The 2,206-nt window shown below is 70.2% G+C and carries 4 protein-coding genes; all 4 read right to left on the bottom strand.

Features of this window, described 5'->3' with window-relative positions; all coding sequences use genetic code 11:
• A partial coding sequence (locus BHU15_RS26255; protein ID WP_218028079.1) for a cytochrome P450 family protein occupies positions 1 to 716 on the bottom strand: 716 nt, incomplete at its 3' end.
• 46 nt (positions 717 to 762) lie between these two features.
• Positions 763 to 1,374, bottom strand: coding sequence for a GTP-binding protein (locus tag BHU15_RS26250; RefSeq protein WP_023537349.1), 612 nt, complete (start codon positions 1,372 to 1,374; stop codon positions 763 to 765).
• A complete protein-coding gene (locus BHU15_RS26245; RefSeq protein WP_031228924.1) occupies positions 1,355 to 1,726 on the bottom strand; it encodes a DUF742 domain-containing protein in 372 nt (123 codons plus the stop codon). Before BHU15_RS26245 ends, BHU15_RS26250 begins: the two co-directional genes overlap by 20 nt.
• A complete protein-coding gene (locus BHU15_RS26240; protein ID WP_023537351.1) occupies positions 1,723 to 2,130 on the bottom strand; it encodes a roadblock/LC7 domain-containing protein in 408 nt (135 codons plus the stop codon). The genes BHU15_RS26245 and BHU15_RS26240 overlap by 4 nt, the downstream gene beginning before the upstream one ends.
• Between the last annotated feature and the right edge of the window lie 76 nt (positions 2,131 to 2,206).

Genomic DNA, 2,206 nt, shown 5'->3' with positions numbered 1-2,206 from the left:
GCCCGGCGCCGGGCCACCAGCCGGTTCAGGGCCCCCATCACGTACTCGTTGCTCTCGACGGCCGTCTCGGTGCCCTTGATCATGTCGCGGGCCGCCTGGACGAGCCGTTCGCTGTACTCCTCCGGCATGCCGAGGATCTGGATCATCACCATCATCGGCAGGTGCTCGGCGAAGCGGCTGACGAGATCGGCCTTGCCGTCCTGGCAGAAGTCGTTGACGAGCCGGTTGCTGTAGCGGTTGATGAAGCGCCGTACGCCCCGGTGGTCGATCCGGCCGATCGAGTCCGTGACGGCGCCGCGCAGCCGCTCGTGGTCGGCGCCGTCCGCGAAGACGCAGATGGGCTGCCAGGTGAAGATCGGCGCGAGGGGGTGGTCGGGCGGCACGCTGCCGTCGTTGACCGCGCTCCAGCGGCGGGAGTCCCGGGAGAACTGGGAGGGCGTACGGGTCATGTGCAGGTTCTCGCTGTGGCCGAGGACCAGCCAGGCGGGTACGTCGCCGTGCAGCAGGACCGGCGCGACCGACCCGTGCTCGGCGCGCAGCTTCTCGTACAGGCCCATGGGGTCGTTCTCGGCCTCGGGGCCGTAGAGCCGTCGCAGTCCGGAGGGCGCCAGGTGGTCGCCGCCGAAGGCGTCGGCGACCAGGCCGTGGGCCGGGCAGCCCGGCGGCGGACCGGCGTGGTCGTCCGTGCCCGGCCGGTGCGAATAAGGCGTTGTCACGGTCACTCCAGGGAGGGGAGGATTCCAGGGAAGGGGAGGGCAGGGATCAGGCGGGCAGTGCCAGCGAGTGCAGATAGCGCATGAGGGTCAGCAGGACGTCGCGGCTCGATGCCCGCAGCCGGGCGTCGCAGTTGACCATCGGCACCTCGTCGGGCAGGTCGAGCGCGACGCGCAGCGCCTCGACGGGGTGGCTCGGCGCGTCGGGGAAGGTGTTGACGGCGACGACGAACGGCACGCCGCGCTCCTCCAGCCGCCCGATCACATCGAAGCTGACTTCGAGGCGGCGGGTGTCGACGAGGACGACGGCGCCGAGCGCGCCTTCGAAGAGGCCGTTCCAGAGGAACCAGAAGCGTTCCTGGCCGGGCGTGCCGAAGAGATAGAGCACCAGTTGCTCGCTGATGCTGATCCGGCCGAAGTCCATGGCGACGGTGGTGGCCGTCTTGGTCTCCACCCCGGAGTTGTCGTCCACGCCGATGCCGGCCTGGGTCATGGTCTCTTCGGTGGTGAGCGGGCGGATCTCGCTCACCGAACCGACCATGGTGGTCTTGCCGACCCCGAATCCGCCCACGATCACGACCTTCACCGCGGAGGTCGCCGTGGTGGGAAGTACGTCCTCGTTCCTGGGGCCCGTGATCGTGTCAGAGCTTCTGGAGTCCATGCATCACCGCTTCGAGAAGGGACCTGTCGGGAAGTGAGGCGCGGGCGACGGGCGCGCGGGACTCGACCAGATCCGTCGTGAGGAGGTCGGTCAGCAGGGCCGTCACCACGCTGAACGGCAGACTGAGATACGCCGACAGCTCGGCCACGGACAGCGGCGCCCCGCACAGCCGCAGGATGGCGGCCTGTTCGGGCGGCACCGTCGGTGAGGGGGCCTCGCGTGCCACGATCATGGTGACGAGGTCGAGCGAGGCGCGCTTGGCGCCGTCCGGGCCACCCGTGATCACGTACAGCCGTTCCGGGTCCCCCACGTCCGCCCCGGGCAGCCTGCGTTCTCGTCGGGGAGGGCTCATCCGGTGTGCCCGTCATGTCGCGGCGGACTCGTCAGATGGGCGCCGATCCGTACGACCATGTCGCGCATCCGGGCGCCGACGAGTCCGGCGTCGACCGTCTCGTCGGCGAGCACGGCGAGGTAGGCGCCCGTGCCCGCCTCCATCAGGTAGAAGAATCCGCCGCTGACTTCGATGACGACGAGCCGCATCCGGCCGTCGCTCATGGGGATCTCGGCGGCGACGGCGGCGGCGAGGCTCTGCAATCCCGCGCAGGCGGCGGCGAGCCGGTCGGCGACGTCGGGGTCACCGCCGTGCCTGGCGATCCGCAGTCCGTCGGCGGAGAGCACGACGATCTGCTGGACCTGCGGAACGCCGTCCGCCAGCTCCTTGAGCATCCAGTCCAAGTTGGCGCGCTGCTGGATCACTTCAGGTCCCCTTTGCCCCACACGTCGTCTGATTCGCCGCGGTCGCCGGGCCGGTCCGGCGACCGCGGCGAATCAG

Origin of the sequence: Streptomyces niveus, from assembly GCF_001723055.1 — a bacterium.
In the GTDB taxonomy this organism is placed as follows: domain Bacteria; phylum Actinomycetota; class Actinomycetes; order Streptomycetales; family Streptomycetaceae; genus Streptomyces; species Streptomyces niveus.
The sequence above is the reverse complement of the archived record's forward strand: the minus strand, read 5'-3'. Positions and strand labels throughout refer to the sequence as shown.